Genomic DNA, 14,448 nt, shown 5'->3' on the forward strand with positions numbered 1-14,448 from the left:
GGTCAGTGACCGCTCTGCTCGTCCAGGACTACCTGGTACAGGGCCTGGTTGGAGGTTGCCGCACGCAGTTTGTCGCGCACGTCCTTGCGGTCGAGCATGCTGGCAATCTGCCGAAGCAGTTCCAGGTGGGCATCGGTGGCGGCTTCCGGGACCAGCAGGACGAACAGCAGGTCAACCGGCGCGCCGTCGATGGCGTCGAAATCGATAGGGGCGTCCAGGTGCATCAGGGCGCTGATGGGCGCCACGCAACCCTTCAGGCGGCAGTGCGGGATGGCAATGCCATTGCCGAAACCGGTCGAGCCGAGTTTCTCCCGGGCGATCAGGCTGTCAAAGACATCCTGCATGGCCAGGTAGGGGACTTCGTGGCTGATCAGGTTGGCAATTTGCTCGAGGGCTTTCTTTTTACTGCCACCCGGCACGTTCACCAAAGAACGGCCGGGGGTCAGGATGCTTTCAAGTCGGATCATGGATGGGTATCAGCGACCTGTACCTTGGAGCAGGTGCAGGTTCTTTTCCTTATGCTTTTTCAGTTGTCGGTCCAACTTGTCGGTGAGCAGGTCGATCGCCGCATACATGTCGTCATGCTCGGCGTTGGCGACCACTTCACCGCCGTGGATATGCAAGGTGGCTTCGATTTTCTGCTTCAGTTTTTCGACGGCCATGGTCACCTGTACGTTGGTGATCTTGTCGAAATGACGCTCCAATCGGTCGAGCTTCTCGCCGATGTAAGCACGCAGGGGTTCGGTCACTTCCAGCTGGTGTCCACTGATATTGACTTGCATACAGCTTCTCCTTCGTTGCCAGTGCATAAAGCGGTAGGCGATTGCCCACCACTGGAACGCTGTAACGGGGTCCGTCCACTACATCAGTCGCTTCCGTTCGCTGGAGGGGGCTATCCCCAGGGACTCACGGTATTTGGCGACAGTACGACGGGCCACCTGAATGCCTTGTGCCTCCAGTAAACCAGCGATCTTGCTGTCACTCAACGGCTTTTTCTGATTTTCCGCTGCAACCAGTTTCTTGATGATCGCGCGGATCGCCGTGGACGAGCATTCGCCGCCTTCGGAGGTGCTGACGTGGCTGGAGAAAAAGTATTTCAGTTCATAGATACCGCGGGGGGTATGCATGAATTTTTGCGTGGTCACCCGGGAAATCGTCGACTCGTGCATGCCCACCGCTTCGGCGATGTCATGCAGGACCAGCGGCTTCATCGCCTCGTCACCGTATTCCAGGAAGCCGCGCTGGTGCTCGACGATCTGGGTGGCGACCTTCATCAGGGTTTCGTTGCGGCTCTGCAGGCTCTTGATGAACCAGCGGGCTTCCTGCAACTGGTTGCGCATGAAGGTGTTGTCGGCACTGGTGTCGGCGCGGCGGACAAAACCGGCGTACTGCGGGTTGACCCGCAGGCGCGGCACCGACTCCTGGTTCAGTTCCACCAGCCAGCGCTCGTTGTCCTTGCGCACGATCACGTCGGGGACGACGTATTCGGCTTCGCTGGACTCGATTTGCGAGCCCGGGCGCGGATTGAGGCTCTGGACCAGCTCGATGACCTGGCGCAGCTCGTCTTCCTTGAGCTTCATGCGCCGCATCAGTTGGCTGTAGTCGCGGCTGCCGAGCAGGTCGATGTAGTCGCTGACCAGGCGCTGGGCTTCGGCCAGCCAGGGCGTGCGCGCTGGCAGCTGACGCAATTGCAGCAGCAGGCATTCGCCGAGGTTGCGCGCGCCGATGCCGGCCGGTTCGAATTGCTGGATGCGATGCAGTACCGCTTCGATCTCGTCCAGCTCGATATCCAGCTCCGGGTCGAAGGCGTCGAGGATTTCCTCGAGGGTTTCGTCCAGGTAGCCCTGATTGTTGATGCAGTCGATCAGGGTCACGGCGATCAGCCGATCGGTGTCTGACATCGGCGCCAGGTTCAGTTGCCAGAGCAGATGGCTCTGCAGGCTCTCGCCGGCCGAGGTACGGGTGGTGAAGTCCCACTCGTCGTCATCGTTGCTTGGCAGGCTGCTGGCGCTGGTCTGGTAGACATCTTCCCAGGCGGTGTCGACGGGCAGTTCGTTGGGAATGCGCTCGTTCCAGTCGCCTTCCTCGAGGTTGTCCACCGTCGGCGCGGTTTCCTGCTGGAAGGAGGGTTCCTGGATTTCAGTGTTGGGTTTGTGCTCGGCGTTGTCGGCCAACGGGTCGGTATTGTCGAAGTCGTCGCCTTCTTCCTGGCGTTCGAGCATCGGATTGGACTCCAGGGCCTCCTGGATTTCCTGCTGAAGGTCCAGGGTCGACAATTGGAGCAGGCGGATGGCCTGTTGCAGCTGCGGTGTCATCGTCAGCTGCTGGCCCATTCTCAGGACTAGCGATGGTTTCATGGCAGGGGCTTAACACCTTATTCGCCGGCGCGCATGCGCCATCCACTCTACAGGGCGCCGGGGCGCCAAACATAAGCAAATTATATGCCTGAAACCCGAGCCTTTGCCTAGAGCGCTGTAACAATAAAAATCTTGTGGTTTTTATTGAACAGGGAGCGCTCTGGCGGTTGATCCGTTACCTCGATGTTTACAGGCGGAACTCATGGCCCAGGTAGACTTCCTTGACCAGTTCGTTGGCCAGGATAGTGGCCGAATCGCCTTCGGCGATCAGCTGTCCATCATTTACGATATAGGCCGTTTCGCAGATGTCCAGGGTCTCGCGGACGTTGTGGTCGGTGATCAGTACGCCGATGCCCTTGGCCTTGAGGTGATGGATGATCTGTTTGATATCGCCAACGGAAATCGGGTCGACCCCGGCGAAGGGCTCGTCGAGCAGGATGAATTTCGGCGCGGTGGCCAGGGCGCGGGCGATTTCCACCCGGCGCCGTTCACCACCGGACAGGCTCATGCCGAGGTTGTCGCGAATGTGGCTGATGTGGAATTCCTGCAACAGGCTTTCCAGCTCCTTGCGGCGGCTGTTCTTGTCGAGCTCCTTGCGGGTCTCGAGAATCGCCATGATGTTGTCCGCCACCGACAGCTTGCGGAAAATCGACGCTTCCTGGGGCAGATAGCCGATCCCGGCGCGCGCGCGGCCGTGCATCGGCTGGTGGCTGACATCCTGGTCGTCGATCAGCACGCGACCCTGGTCGGCCTGGACCAGGCCGACGATCATGTAGAAGCAGGTGGTCTTGCCGGCACCGTTGGGGCCGAGCAAGCCGACGATCTGCCCGCTGTCGATCGACAGGCTGACATCACGCACCACCTGGCGACTTTTGTAGGCCTTGGCCAGATGCTGGGCTTTCAGGGTTGCCATTACTGCGCCTTCTGCTGTTCGGTTTTCTGCTTCGGCTGGATGACCATGTCGATGCGTGGGCGCGGGGCGGTGATCGTGCTGCCGTTGGCGCGGCCGGCCTGGGCGATCTGCTTCACCGTGTCGTAGACGATTTTCTCGCCTTCGGTGGTGTTGCCGTCGTTGATCACCTTGGCCTTGTCGATCAGGATGATGCGGTTCTGCTGGGCGTGGTACTGGATGGTCACGCCATAGCCCTGCACCGGCTTCGGATCGCCGACTTTCTGCAGTTGCTCGAAGTAGGCCAGGTTACCCACGGAGGTCACCACGTCGATGGCGCCGTCCTTGGTCCGGGTCAGCGTCACGGTGTTGCCCTTGACGATCATCGAGCCTTGGGTAATGACCACGTCACCTTTGTAGGTGGCGATGCCTTGCTTGTCGTCCAGCTGAGCGTCGTCGGCCTGGATGCGAATGGGCTGCTGGCTGTCGGTCGGCAGAGCCCAGGCGCTCACGCTTCCCAGTGCCGCACCGAGGCCAAGCAAAATAGGGAGGGTTTTAACGAGACTCATACTGTCCTCTTACATTGGACAGCAGGTGTATCCGGCTGTCGTTCAAATACGCTTTCATTCCCTTGCCAGTGGTCACGCCGTCGGCGCCGTCGATTCTAACGGCTTGCTCGGTCTGCGCATATTGCTTCTGTGGGAATACTGTCATACGACTGCTGGTAATGATGACTTCCCGCTGTAGTTCGTCGGTCCGCGCCACCCGTACGGAGTCGATCAGTTCGATCTCGGTGCCGTCCGGATTGACCTCGGCGTGCTCGCTCTGGACATGCCAGGGATAGACCGTGCCACGGTAGATGTGCATGTCGGGCTTGGTCACCAGGGTCACGTCGGACGCCTTGAGGTGTTCGACCTTGTCGCCGGTCAGGTCGTACTGTACCCGACCGTCGGGCATGTACTGAATGCTGTGGGCATTAATAGCGTAGTAGTCGATCTGGGTTTCATCGACCTGCGCCACCGGGCGCTCGAGGAAGCGTTCCGGGCTGATGTTCCAGTAGCCAACGGCCGCGAAAATGGCGGCGATGACTGCGAACAGCAGAATATTGCGAATTTTCTTGCTCAGCATAAATAGCTCTACAGGTAGGCGGCGTGAGCCGCTTCAAGACTGCCCTGGGCTTGCAGGATCAGTTCGCAGAATTCGCGGGCGGCGCCGTCGCCGCCCCGGGCCCGGGTGATGCCGTGGGCGTGTTCGCGGACGAAACTGGCGGCGTTGGCCACGGCCATGCCCAGGCCGACGCGGCGGATCACCGGCAGGTCCGGCAGGTCGTCACCCAGGTAGGCGACCTGTTCATAGCTCAGATTGAGCTGGGCCAGCAGGGTGTCGAGCACCACCAGCTTGTCCTCGCGGCCCTGGTAGACGTGGGGAATGCCGAGGTTCTGCGCCCGTCGTTCGACCAGTGCGGTTTTGCGACCGCTGATAATAGCGGTTTGCACGCCGGCGGCCATCAGCATCTTGATGCCCTGGCCGTCGAGGGTGCTGAACGACTTGAATTCGCTGCCGTCCTCGAGGAAGTACAGGCGACCGTCGGTCAGTACGCCATCGACGTCGAAGACCGCCAGCTTGATGGCCTTGCCGCGTTGCAACAGATCGTCGTTCATTTACATCACTCCCGCGCGCAGCAGATCGTGCATGTTCAGGGCGCCCACCGGGCGGTCGTCGCTGTCGACCACCACCAGCGCGCTGATCTTGTGGTCTTCCATGATTTTCAGGGCTTCGGCGGCGAGCATGTCGGCCCGGGCGGTCTTGCCGTGAGGGGTCATGACGTCTTCGATCAGGGCCGTATGGATGTCGATGGTGCGGTCCAGGGTCCGGCGCAGGTCACCGTCGGTGAAGATCCCGGCGAGGCGCCCGTCGGCTTCGGCGATCACGGTCATGCCAAGGCCTTTGCGAGTCATTTCCATCAGCGCATTTTTTAACAGGGTGCCGCGCAGGACCTGCGGCAGCTCATCGCCGGCGTGCATGACATTTTCCACTTTCAGCAGCAAACGCCGGCCCAGGGCGCCGCCCGGGTGGGAAAAGGCGAAGTCCTCGGCGGTGAAGCCGCGGGCCTCGAGCAGGGCCACGGCCAGGGCGTCGCCCATCACCAGGGCCGCCGTGGTGGAGGAGGTCGGCGCCAGGTTCAGCGGGCAGGCCTCGTGCTCCACATGCACGTTGAGGTTGACTTCGGCGGCCTTGGCCAACGGCGAGTCGGGGTTGCCGGTCAGGCTGATCAACTGGATGCCCAGGCGTTTGATCAAGGGCAGCAGGGTGACGATTTCCGCGGTCGAACCGGAGTTGGACAGGGCCAGGATGATGTCATCGCGGGTGATCATGCCCATGTCGCCGTGGCTGGCTTCGGCGGGGTGGACGAAAAACGCCGTGGTGCCGGTGCTGGCCAGGGTCGCGGCGATCTTGTTGCCGATGTGCCCGGACTTGCCCATGCCGACCACGACCACACGGCCCTTGCTGGCCAGAATCATTTCGCAAGCGCGTACGAAATCTGCGTCGATATGGGCGAGCAAGCCTTCTACGGCTTCGCGTTCGAGGCGGATGGTGCGTTGTGCTGATTGAATCAGGTCGCTGGATTGGCTCATGTCAGAAATCGGTTAGCCTGATGAAAAGGCGCGATTATAGCGGTAATGCCTTCTCCACTCCCACTAGATCATTACGTTTTGCGTGGTGCCTGTAGGACTTTGCCTCGGGTTTTTATCTCGCAAGCCGTCAAGCCCGGCTTTATTTATCCTGAACAAGGGTGGCTTCGGCCTTGGGCGGGTCGTATCAGCGGTGATATAGTTCGCGGCTAGTTCGGCCCGCTCAGGAAGTATGCGCCTCTTCTCAAGAGAGGCCTGGTGCCCGAGTCCGAGGCTGCATCGCAAGGAGTTTAGATGAGCGCCGATAACGCCTACGCGGTCGAGCTGAAGGGTGTGACCTTCAAGCGCGGTGCGCGCAGCATCTTCAATAATGTCGACATTCGTATCCCGCGAGGCAAGGTCACCGGCATCATGGGACCTTCCGGGTGCGGCAAGACCACCCTGTTGCGGCTGATGGGCGCGCAACTGCGCCCCAGCGGCGGCGAAGTCTGGGTCAATGGTCAGAATCTTCCCACCCTGTCGCGCGGCGATCTGTTCGACGCGCGCAAGCATATGGGCGTGCTGTTCCAGAGCGGTGCGCTGTTCACCGACCTGGATGTTTTCGAGAACGTCGCCTTTCCGCTGCGGGTTCATACCGAACTGCCGGAAGAAATGATTCGTGACATTGTTCTGCTGAAATTGCAGGCGGTGGGACTGCGCGGGGCGGTCGACCTGATGCCCGACGAGCTGTCCGGTGGTATGAAACGGCGTGTGGCCCTGGCCCGGGCGATTGCCCTGGACCCGCAGATCCTCATGTATGACGAACCGTTCGTCGGCCAGGACCCGATCGCCATGGGCGTCCTCGTGCGCCTGATCCGACTGCTCAATGACGCCCTGGGTATCACTAGCATCGTGGTTTCCCACGATCTGGCCGAAACCGCGAGCATCGCCGACTACCTGTATGTGGTCGGTGACGGCCAGGTGCTCGGGCAAGGCACCCCGGAAGAACTGATGAACGCCGATAACCCGCGTATCCGCCAGTTCATGAAGGGCGATCCCGACGGTCCCGTGCCGTTCCACTTTCCGGCGACGGACTACCGCGCCGACCTGTTGGGGAAGCGCTGACAATGCGCAAGAAATCACTTATCGAGAGAGTGCGTCTGTTCGGCCGTTCGGGCCTGGACGTGCTCGCCGTGCTCGGCCGTTCGACGTTGTTCCTGTTCCATGTGCTGTTCGGCCGCGGCGGCATTGGCGGCGGTTTCGGGCTGTTGATCAAGCAATTGCATTCCGTGGGCGTGATGAGCCTGGTGATCATCGTCGTCTCCGGCGTGTTCATCGGCATGGTCCTGGCCTTGCAGGGCTTCAACATTCTTTCCAGCTACGGTTCCGAGCAGGCGGTGGGGCAGATGGTCGCCCTGACGCTGCTGCGTGAACTCGGGCCGGTGGTCACCGCGCTGCTGTTCGCCGGACGGGCCGGTTCGGCGTTGACCGCCGAAATCGGCAACATGAAATCCACTGAGCAACTGTCCAGCCTGGAAATGATCGGTGTCGATCCGCTCAAGTACATTGTTGCGCCGCGGCTCTGGGCCGGCTTTATCTCCCTGCCGCTGCTGGCGATGATCTTCAGTGTGGTCGGGATCTGGGGCGGTTCTTGGGTGGCGGTGGACTGGCTGGGGGTCTATGACGGCTCCTACTGGGCCAACATGCAGAACAGCGTGACGTTCAACAGTGATGTGCTGAACGGGATTATCAAAAGTATCGTATTCGCCTTCGTGGTGACCTGGATTGCCGTCTTTCAAGGCTACGACTGCGAACCCACTTCCGAGGGGATCAGCCGTGCCACAACCAAGACCGTGGTCTATGCCTCCTTGGCCGTGCTTGGCCTTGACTTTATTCTGACCGCCTTGATGTTTGGAGATTTCTGATGCAAAACCGCACCCTGGAAATCGGTGTCGGCCTTTTTCTGCTGGCTGGCATCCTGGCTTTGCTGCTGCTTGCGTTGCGGGTCAGTGGACTGTCCCCTACGACAAACACTGAAACGTATAAATTATATGCGTACTTCGACAATATCGCCGGTTTGACTGTCAGAGCCAAGGTCACCATGGCCGGTGTCACTATCGGCAAGGTGACGGCGATCGATCTGGACCATGACAGTTTCACCGGCCGGGTGACCATGCAAGTTGAAAAACGCGTGAACAACCTGCCGACTGATTCCACTGCGTCTATCCTCACGGCGGGCTTGCTCGGCGAGAAGTACATCGGTCTCAGCGTGGGCGGGGAAAGTGCCGTGCTCAAGGATGGTGGGACCATCCACGACACCCAGTCGTCGCTGGTACTGGAAGATCTGATCGGTAAATTCCTGCTCAATACCGTGAACAAAGACGCCAAATGAGGAGTTTTTCCATGATCTCGATGTTGCGACGTAGTCTGTTGGTGCTGCTGGCGACCTTGCCTCTTATGGGCAACGCCATGGCGGACACGTCGGCCCATGACCTGGTCAAGAGCACCACTGACCGGATGCTGGCCGACCTGACCGCGAACAAGGCCCAGTACAAGCAGAACCCCCAGGCCTTCTACGATGCGCTTAACAGCATCGTCGGCCCGGTGGTGGACGCCGAAGGTATTTCCAAAAGCATCATGACGGTCAAGTACTCGCGCAAGGCCACGCCCGAGCAGATGAAAACCTTCGAGGAGAACTTCAAGAAGGGTCTGTTCCAGTTCTACGGCAACGCCTTGCTGGAGTACAACAACCAGGGCATCACCGTCGACGCGCCGAAGGATGAGTCGGGCGATCGCACCAGCGTCGGCATGACCGTCAAAGGCAACAATGGCGCGGTCTATCCGGTTTCCTACACCCTTGAGAAAATCAATGGCGAGTGGAAACTGCGCAACGTGATCATCAACGGCATCAATATCGGCAAGCTGTTCCGCGATCAGTTCGCCGACGCGATGCAGCGCAACGGCAACAACCTGGACCAGACCATCAACAACTGGGCCGGCGAAGTGGAGAAGGCCAAGGCCGAGTCCGAGAAAAACCCACAGAAGGCGGCGCAGAGTGAGTGAAGCCAGCGTTCGCGCCGGTGAGGCCGGTGAAGTGCTGCTGGCCGGTGTGATCGACTACAGCACCGGCCCGGCCTTGCGCAAGGACGGGCAGGCGCTGATCAAGGTCAGCACCGCGCCGGCCCTGGTGGTCGACTGTTCCGCGGTGGAGAAATCCAGCAGTGTCGGCCTGGCCTTGCTGCTGGCATTCATGCGTGACGCCGCCGAGGGTGGCAAATCCCTGAGTATTCGCGCCATGCCGCAAGACATGCGTGAAATCGCCGAGGTTTCCGAGTTGACAGAGATCCTCGGCGTTCATTGACAGTGCCATGAATAAAGAAGCCCCCCGTCAGAGTCCTGCAATGCGGGGTTCGCAGGCGCGGGGCTTTTTTGTATGATGGCCGACCCGCGCGCGTTGGGCGCCGATTGAGGTTGAGCATGCAGGCCATAGAAGTGAAGAGCTTCCTTGAGGGAAAGCTGCCGGGAAGCCGTGTTGAAGTTGAAGGCGAAGGCTGCAACTTCCAGCTGAATGTGATTAGCGACGAACTGGTGGCCCTGAGCCCGGTGAAGCGTCAGCAGAGCATCTATGCCCATTTGAACCCGTGGATCGCCGATGGCAGCATCCATGCGGTCACTATGAAATTTTTCAGCCGCGCGGCCTGGGCCGAGCGCACCTGAGCCTGAATTGGCGTCGAGACCCTTATGGACAAACTGATTATTACTGGCGGCGTTCGTCTTGATGGCGAAATCCGCATTTCCGGGGCGAAGAACTCCGCCCTGCCGATCCTGGCCGCCACGTTGTTGTGCGATGGCCCGGTGACCGTGGCCAACCTGCCGCACCTGCACGACATCACCACCATGATCGAGCTGTTCGGGCGCATGGGCATTGAGCCGGTGATCGACGAGAAGCTCAGCGTGGAAATCGATCCGCGCACCATCAAGACCCTGATCGCGCCTTACGAGCTGGTGAAAACCATGCGCGCCTCGATCCTGGTGCTGGGCCCGATGGTCGCCCGTTTCGGTGAAGCTGAAGTCGCCCTGCCTGGCGGTTGCGCCATCGGCTCGCGTCCGGTGGACCTGCACATTCGTGGCCTGGAAGCCATGGGTGCGGTGATCGACGTCGAAGGCGGCTACATCAAGGCCAAGGCGCCGGAAGGCGGCCTGCGCGGGGCAAACTTCTTCTTCGATACCGTCTCCGTGACCGGTACCGAGAACATCATGATGGCCGCTTCCCTGGCCCGTGGCCGCAGCGTGCTGCAGAACGCCGCGCGCGAGCCGGAAGTGGTCGACCTGGCGAACTTCCTCAACGCCATGGGCGCCAAGGTCAGCGGTGCCGGTACCGACACCATCACCATTGACGGTGTGGAGCGCCTGCATTCGGCCACCTACAAGGTGATGCCGGACCGTATCGAAACCGGTACCTACCTGGTGGCCGCGGCTGCCACTGGTGGCCGGGTCAAGGTCAAGGACACCGATCCGACCATTCTCGAAGCCGTGCTCGAGAAGCTGAAGGAGTCCGGTGCTGAAATCACCACCGGTGAAGACTGGATCGAGCTGAACATGCATGGCAAGCGTCCGAAGGCCGTCAACGTGCGCACCGCGCCGTATCCGGCATTCCCGACCGACATGCAGGCCCAGTTCATTTCGCTCAACGCCATTGCCGAAGGCACCGGCGCGGTGATCGAGACGATTTTCGAAAACCGTTTCATGCACGTGTACGAGCTGCATCGCATGGGCGCCAAGATCCAGGTCGAAGGCAACACCGCCATCGTGACCGGTACCGAACGCCTGAAAGGCGCGCCGGTCATGGCCACCGACCTGCGGGCTTCGGCCAGCCTGGTGATTTCGGCCCTGACCGCTGAAGGCGACACGCTGATCGACCGCATCTACCACATCGACCGTGGTTATGAGTGCATCGAAGAGAAGTTGCAGATGCTCGGTGCCAAGATCCGCCGCGTTCCGGGCTAGTGTTGTCCCCCTTTGCCGGTGCGAGCCTGCTCGCGCCGACAAGGGAGAATGAGCCTTACTGATACAGGTTGAAGGACTTAGTTTCCCCATGCTGACCATTGCACTGTCCAAGGGCCGCATTCTCGACGACACCCTGCCGCTGCTTGCAGAAGCGGGCATTGTGCCGACCGAGAATCCGGACAAGAGCCGCAAGCTGATCATTCCCACGACCCAGGCCGATGTACGCCTGCTGATCGTCCGGGCCACCGACGTGCCGACCTATGTCGAGCATGGCGCGGCCGACCTCGGTGTGGCCGGTAAAGATGTGCTGATGGAATACGGCGGCCAGGGTCTGTATGAACCCCTGGACCTGCAGATCGCCCAATGCCGGCTGATGACCGCCGGTGCTATCGGTGCCGTCGAGCCCAAGGGCCGCCTGCGGGTGGCGACCAAGTTCGTCAACGTCGCCAAGCGCTACTATGCCGAACAGGGGCGTCAGGTCGATATCATCAAGCTCTACGGCTCGATGGAGCTGGCACCGCTGATCGGCCTGGCCGACAAGATCATCGACGTTGTCGACACCGGCAATACCCTGCGGGCCAACGGTCTGGAACCCCAGGAGCTGATCGCGACCATCAGTTCGCGCCTGGTGGTGAACAAGGCCTCGATGAAAATGCAGCACGCCCGCATCCAGTCCCTGATCGATACCCTGCGCAAGGCAGTGGAATCGCGACATCGCAGCTGATTCAATTGCGCGGCCTTGAGCCGCGCCCATCTATCCGTGTCATAGCCAGAATTCTCAGGTGCCCACGCGGATGGCTTGGTAGTCTTGCGGCGCCTGAGATCTGCTGTTCCCAAGCATTCGCCAATTATTGAGGCCCACGCTATGACCACGTCCAACGCAATTCGCCGACTCAACGCTGCCGATCCCGACTTCGCTCATCATCTGGATCATCTGCTGAGCTGGGAAAGTGTGTCCGACGACTCGGTCAACCAGCGGGTGCTCGATATCATCAAGGCCGTGCGCGAGCGCGGCGATGCGGCGCTGGTGGAGTTCACCCAGCGTTTCGACGGCCTGGAAGTCGCTTCCATGGCCGACCTGATCCTGCCCCGTGAGCGCCTCGAACTGGCCCTGACGCGGATCACCGCGCCACAGCGCGAAGCCCTGGAAAAGGCCGCCGAGCGCGTGCGCAGCTACCACGAAAAACAGAAGCAGGATTCCTGGAGCTACACCGAGGCCGACGGCACGGTGCTGGGCCAGAAGGTCACGCCGCTGGATCGTGCCGGCTTGTACGTGCCGGGTGGCAAGGCGTCCTATCCGTCTTCGGTGCTGATGAACGCGATTCCGGCCAAGGTGGCGGGGGTTGCCGAAGTGGTGATGGTGGTGCCGACGCCCCGTGGCGAAATCAACGAGCTGGTGCTGGCGGCGGCGTGCATCGCCGGGGTCGACCGGGTGTTCACCATCGGCGGCGCCCAGGCGGTGGCGGCTTTGGCCTATGGCACCGAGAGCGTGCCCAAGGTCGACAAGGTGGTCGGCCCCGGCAATATCTATGTGGCCACGGCCAAGCGCCACGTGTTCGGCCAGGTCGGTATCGACATGATCGCCGGCCCGTCGGAGATCCTTGTGGTCTGCGACGGCCAGACCGACCCGGACTGGATCGCCATGGACCTGTTTTCCCAGGCCGAGCATGACGAAGATGCCCAGGCCATCCTGGTCAGCCCGGACGCCGCGTTCCTCGACCAGGTCGCCGCGAGCATCGCCAAGCTGCTGCCGACCATGGAGCGTGCGGCGATTATCGAGACCTCGATCAACGGCCGTGGCGCCTTGATCCAGGTGCGAGATATGCAGCAGGCGATTGATGTGGCCAACCGCATCGCCCCGGAGCACCTTGAGCTGTCGGTCGCCGACCCGCAGGCCTGGCTGCCGCAGATCCGTCACGCCGGGGCGATCTTCATGGGGCGTCACACCTGCGAGGCCCTGGGCGACTACTGCGCCGGTCCCAACCACGTGTTGCCGACTTCCGGCACCGCACGCTTCTCGTCACCGCTGGGGGTGTATGACTTCCAGAAACGTTCGTCGATCATTTTCTGCTCGGAGCAGGGCGCGTCCGAGCTGGGCAAGACCGCTTCGGTGCTGGCCCGTGGTGAGTCGCTGAGCGCCCACGCCCGTAGTGCGGAATATCGGATTGTCGCTGATAAGGAACAGGGGAAACCAGCATGAGCAAGTTCTGGAGCAAATTCGTCAAGGACCTGGTGCCCTATGTGCCGGGTGAGCAACCGAAGCTGACCAAGCTGGTCAAGCTCAACACCAATGAGAACCCCTACGGTCCTTCGCCCAAGGCCCTGGCCGCGATGCAGGCGGAAGTGAACGACAATCTGCGTCTGTACCCGGACCCCAACGGCGACCTGCTCAAGCACGCCGTGGCCGAGTACTACGGCGTGAACACCAACCAGGTGTTTCTCGGCAACGGCTCCGACGAGGTCCTGGCCCACATCTTCTACGGTCTGTTCCAGCAGGATCGACCCTTGCTGTTCCCGGATATCAGCTACAGCTTCTACCCGGTGTACTGCGGCCTGTACGGAATCACCTTCGACGCCTTGCCGCTGGACGAACAGTTCCAGATTCGCGTGGCGGACTACGCGCGGCCCAACGGCGGGATCATTTTCCCCAACCCGAACGCGCCGACCGGTTGCCTGCTGGCACTGGACGCGGTGGAGCAGATACTCAAGGCCAGCCCGGATTCGGTGGTGGTGGTCGACGAGGCCTATATCGACTTCGGCGGCGAAACGGCCATCGGCCTGGTGGACCGTTACCCGAACCTGCTGGTGACCCAGACCCTGTCCAAGTCGCGTTCCCTGGCGGGATTGCGGGTCGGCCTGGCGGTCGGGCACCCGGACCTGATCGAGGCCCTGGAGCGGATCAAGAACAGCTTCAACTCCTACCCGCTGGATCGCATGGCGATTGCCGGTGCGGCGGCGGCGTTCGAGGACAAGGCGTACTTCGAAGAGACCTGCCGCAAGGTGATCGACAGTCGCGAGTGGCTGGTGGCGCAGTTGCAGGCCAAGGGTTTCGAGGTGCTGCCGTCGGCGGCGAACTTCATCTTCGCCCGTCACCCGCAACACGATGCGGCGGCGCTGGCGGCCAAGGTCCGGGAGCAGGGCGTGATCGTGCGGCACTTCAAGCAGGAGCGCATTGCCCAGTTCCTGCGGATCACCATCGGTCTGCCGGCTCAGAACCAGGCGCTGATCGACGCCCTGGGCGAACTCTGAGTGTGCCGCCCCACCCCGTAACGCATCGGTTGCGGGGTGGGTCTCTGTGATGCGGCGCAATAAACCCCCTTATTGATTTGAACGACGTGCTTGGGCCGGGGCGGATGCTGTCGCTTTGCTGAACGGTCCTCATATTCATGACGTCGACGAAATCATCAGCTCACGTGAGCTCATTTTCAAATGGCACAATGATATGAGCCTTCGAATGATTGCCTGTTGTGTTTCGAATGGCCGCTTATGGGCTTGGTTACGCCGTTTGAGGTGAGTTTACATATCCAGGCAGTTGGGGTTGTAGTTGTTCAGGATGCTCGTGCCGCCATCGGCAAGGGTCACT

At 61.0% G+C, this 14,448-nt stretch carries 18 protein-coding genes; 10 read left to right on the top strand and 8 right to left on the bottom strand.

Features of this window, described 5'->3' with window-relative positions:
- Positions 1-2: 2 nt before the first annotated feature.
- The 8 genes from ptsN to M5B42_RS19615 form a co-directional block, all read right to left on the bottom strand.
- Positions 3-467, bottom strand: a complete 465-nt coding sequence (gene ptsN, locus M5B42_RS19580) for a PTS IIA-like nitrogen regulatory protein PtsN (RefSeq protein ID WP_103498076.1) — start codon at positions 465-467, stop codon at positions 3-5.
- A gap of 9 nt (positions 468-476) precedes the next feature.
- Entirely contained in the window at positions 477-782 is a 306-nt protein-coding gene (raiA, locus tag M5B42_RS19585) for a ribosome-associated translation inhibitor RaiA (protein WP_017126531.1), read from the bottom strand.
- A 78-nt stretch (positions 783-860) separates the two neighbouring features.
- Positions 861-2,357, bottom strand: coding sequence for an RNA polymerase factor sigma-54 (locus M5B42_RS19590; RefSeq protein ID WP_103498075.1), 1,497 nt, complete (start codon positions 2,355-2,357; stop codon positions 861-863).
- 187 nt (positions 2,358-2,544) lie between these two features.
- Positions 2,545-3,270 (bottom strand): LPS export ABC transporter ATP-binding protein, encoded by a 726-nt coding sequence (gene lptB, locus M5B42_RS19595; RefSeq protein ID WP_152740057.1) that lies wholly within the window; start codon positions 3,268-3,270, stop codon positions 2,545-2,547.
- Complete coding sequence (gene lptA / locus M5B42_RS19600) at positions 3,270-3,815, bottom strand: lipopolysaccharide transport periplasmic protein LptA (protein ID WP_103498073.1); 546 nt, start codon at positions 3,813-3,815, stop codon at positions 3,270-3,272. Before lptA ends, lptB begins: the two co-directional genes overlap by 1 nt.
- A complete protein-coding gene (gene lptC, locus M5B42_RS19605; protein ID WP_103498072.1) occupies positions 3,802-4,374 on the bottom strand; it encodes an LPS export ABC transporter periplasmic protein LptC in 573 nt (190 codons plus the stop codon). Before lptC ends, lptA begins: the two co-directional genes overlap by 14 nt.
- An 8-nt stretch (positions 4,375-4,382) precedes the next feature.
- A complete protein-coding gene (locus tag M5B42_RS19610; RefSeq protein ID WP_103498071.1) occupies positions 4,383-4,907 on the bottom strand; it encodes an HAD family hydrolase in 525 nt (174 codons plus the stop codon).
- The gene (locus M5B42_RS19615) at positions 4,908-5,882 is read right to left on the bottom strand and encodes a KpsF/GutQ family sugar-phosphate isomerase (protein WP_103498070.1); all 975 of its coding nucleotides are present in this window, start codon (positions 5,880-5,882) and stop codon (positions 4,908-4,910) included. It lies immediately after the preceding gene.
- Positions 5,883-6,173: 291 nt separating this feature from the next.
- Between M5B42_RS19615 and M5B42_RS19620 the strand changes: the two genes are divergently transcribed.
- The 10 genes from M5B42_RS19620 (at position 6,174) to hisC (ending at position 14,114) form a co-directional block, all read left to right on the top strand.
- Positions 6,174-6,983, top strand: coding sequence for an ATP-binding cassette domain-containing protein (locus tag M5B42_RS19620; RefSeq protein WP_103498069.1), 810 nt, complete (start codon positions 6,174-6,176; stop codon positions 6,981-6,983).
- Between the two features lie 2 nt (positions 6,984-6,985).
- The gene (gene mlaE, locus M5B42_RS19625) at positions 6,986-7,783 is read left to right on the top strand and encodes a lipid asymmetry maintenance ABC transporter permease subunit MlaE (RefSeq protein ID WP_152740053.1); all 798 of its coding nucleotides are present in this window, start codon (positions 6,986-6,988) and stop codon (positions 7,781-7,783) included.
- Positions 7,783-8,250: an outer membrane lipid asymmetry maintenance protein MlaD gene (gene mlaD / locus M5B42_RS19630; RefSeq protein WP_103498067.1), complete on the top strand. Its 468-nt coding sequence runs from the start codon at positions 7,783-7,785 to the stop codon at positions 8,248-8,250. The genes mlaE and mlaD overlap by 1 nt, the downstream gene beginning before the upstream one ends.
- A gap of 11 nt (positions 8,251-8,261) precedes the next feature.
- Complete coding sequence (locus M5B42_RS19635) at positions 8,262-8,921, top strand: ABC transporter substrate-binding protein (protein WP_152740052.1); 660 nt, start codon at positions 8,262-8,264, stop codon at positions 8,919-8,921.
- On the top strand, positions 8,914-9,219 hold the full coding sequence (locus M5B42_RS19640; protein ID WP_248746771.1) for an STAS domain-containing protein: 306 nt from the start codon (positions 8,914-8,916) through the stop codon (positions 9,217-9,219). Before M5B42_RS19635 ends, M5B42_RS19640 begins: the two co-directional genes overlap by 8 nt.
- Before the next feature lie 116 nt (positions 9,220-9,335).
- Positions 9,336-9,575, top strand: coding sequence for a BolA family protein (locus M5B42_RS19645; RefSeq protein WP_103498065.1), 240 nt, complete (start codon positions 9,336-9,338; stop codon positions 9,573-9,575).
- A 24-nt stretch (positions 9,576-9,599) separates the two neighbouring features.
- On the top strand, positions 9,600-10,865 hold the full coding sequence (gene murA, locus M5B42_RS19650) for a UDP-N-acetylglucosamine 1-carboxyvinyltransferase (RefSeq protein WP_100942234.1): 1,266 nt from the start codon (positions 9,600-9,602) through the stop codon (positions 10,863-10,865).
- 88 nt (positions 10,866-10,953) lie between these two features.
- On the top strand, positions 10,954-11,589 hold the full coding sequence (gene hisG, locus M5B42_RS19655) for an ATP phosphoribosyltransferase (protein ID WP_103498064.1): 636 nt from the start codon (positions 10,954-10,956) through the stop codon (positions 11,587-11,589).
- Between the two features lie 141 nt (positions 11,590-11,730).
- On the top strand, positions 11,731-13,065 hold the full coding sequence (gene hisD / locus M5B42_RS19660) for a histidinol dehydrogenase (RefSeq protein WP_248746772.1): 1,335 nt from the start codon (positions 11,731-11,733) through the stop codon (positions 13,063-13,065).
- Positions 13,062-14,114, top strand: coding sequence for a histidinol-phosphate transaminase (gene hisC / locus M5B42_RS19665; protein ID WP_248746773.1), 1,053 nt, complete (start codon positions 13,062-13,064; stop codon positions 14,112-14,114). The genes hisD and hisC overlap by 4 nt, the downstream gene beginning before the upstream one ends.
- Positions 14,115-14,448 lie beyond the last annotated feature (334 nt).

The sequence above is a fragment of the Pseudomonas sp. MWU12-2037 genome, assembly GCF_023242345.1.
GTDB lineage: Bacteria > Pseudomonadota > Gammaproteobacteria > Pseudomonadales > Pseudomonadaceae > Aquipseudomonas > Aquipseudomonas gingeri_D.

Coding starts and splice junctions, on each gene's coding strand:
- ptsN (WP_103498076.1), bottom strand. CDS start 467: ATGATCCGACTTGAAAGCATCCTGACCCCCGGCCGTTCTTTGGTGAAC.
- raiA (WP_017126531.1), bottom strand. CDS start 782: ATGCAAGTCAATATCAGTGGACACCAGCTGGAAGTGACCGAACCCCTG.
- M5B42_RS19590 (WP_103498075.1), bottom strand. CDS start 2,357: ATGAAACCATCGCTAGTCCTGAGAATGGGCCAGCAGCTGACGATGACA.
- lptB (WP_152740057.1), bottom strand. CDS start 3,270: ATGGCAACCCTGAAAGCCCAGCATCTGGCCAAGGCCTACAAAAGTCGC.
- lptA (WP_103498073.1), bottom strand. CDS start 3,815: ATGAGTCTCGTTAAAACCCTCCCTATTTTGCTTGGCCTCGGTGCGGCA.
- lptC (WP_103498072.1), bottom strand. CDS start 4,374: ATGCTGAGCAAGAAAATTCGCAATATTCTGCTGTTCGCAGTCATCGCC.
- M5B42_RS19610 (WP_103498071.1), bottom strand. CDS start 4,907: ATGAACGACGATCTGTTGCAACGCGGCAAGGCCATCAAGCTGGCGGTC.
- M5B42_RS19615 (WP_103498070.1), bottom strand. CDS start 5,882: ATGAGCCAATCCAGCGACCTGATTCAATCAGCACAACGCACCATCCGC.
- M5B42_RS19620 (WP_103498069.1), top strand. CDS start 6,174: ATGAGCGCCGATAACGCCTACGCGGTCGAGCTGAAGGGTGTGACCTTC.
- mlaE (WP_152740053.1), top strand. CDS start 6,986: ATGCGCAAGAAATCACTTATCGAGAGAGTGCGTCTGTTCGGCCGTTCG.
- mlaD (WP_103498067.1), top strand. CDS start 7,783: ATGCAAAACCGCACCCTGGAAATCGGTGTCGGCCTTTTTCTGCTGGCT.
- M5B42_RS19635 (WP_152740052.1), top strand. CDS start 8,262: ATGATCTCGATGTTGCGACGTAGTCTGTTGGTGCTGCTGGCGACCTTG.
- M5B42_RS19645 (WP_103498065.1), top strand. CDS start 9,336: ATGCAGGCCATAGAAGTGAAGAGCTTCCTTGAGGGAAAGCTGCCGGGA.
- murA (WP_100942234.1), top strand. CDS start 9,600: ATGGACAAACTGATTATTACTGGCGGCGTTCGTCTTGATGGCGAAATC.
- hisG (WP_103498064.1), top strand. CDS start 10,954: ATGCTGACCATTGCACTGTCCAAGGGCCGCATTCTCGACGACACCCTG.
- hisD (WP_248746772.1), top strand. CDS start 11,731: ATGACCACGTCCAACGCAATTCGCCGACTCAACGCTGCCGATCCCGAC.
- hisC (WP_248746773.1), top strand. CDS start 13,062: ATGAGCAAGTTCTGGAGCAAATTCGTCAAGGACCTGGTGCCCTATGTG.